The 444-nt window shown below is 31.1% G+C and carries 1 protein-coding gene; it reads left to right on the forward strand.

Translation table 11 applies throughout. From position 1 onward, the window contains the following. Positions 1-444: hypothetical protein (locus WFZ86_RS20160; RefSeq protein ID WP_342693620.1), on the forward strand; the 444-nt coding region annotated here is incomplete at both ends.

Below are 444 nucleotides of genomic sequence, written 5' to 3' on the forward strand. Positions count from 1 at the left end.
CTCGTCCTTATTCTGAAACAATTGATTTTTCTTTTTCACCTGAAAGATCATCTGATATTCATCTTGATTTCTATTGGGGTGTATCTGGTTATGTTGATTTAACAGATGAAGAAATTTTAAATAGATTAGATCAAGATATATATATTGATATCAGTCAATACGTATCATCAAATAATTATTTTATTTCTTGTAGGGTTGTTAGGCCAGAAAAAAACGCACAATCTATAGTACGTCCAAGTGGAAATGGATGTAAAGAATCCTCCGAAGTGAGATATATTGATTTTTGTCCAACAGACTGCCTAGCAATAGAAGGAACCATCAAATATACCCCCCAAGTTTTGAATGCAAATGTAGTTGCAAATTTTTCTTTAGAAACAGCTGCATCAAATTTAACATACGATTGGACTTTTTATAATTTAGATAATACTACAGTTTTAGCCAAAG

Origin of the sequence: Flavobacterium polysaccharolyticum (assembly GCF_038739875.1) — a bacterium.
Taxonomy (GTDB): domain Bacteria; phylum Bacteroidota; class Bacteroidia; order Flavobacteriales; family Flavobacteriaceae; genus Flavobacterium; species Flavobacterium polysaccharolyticum.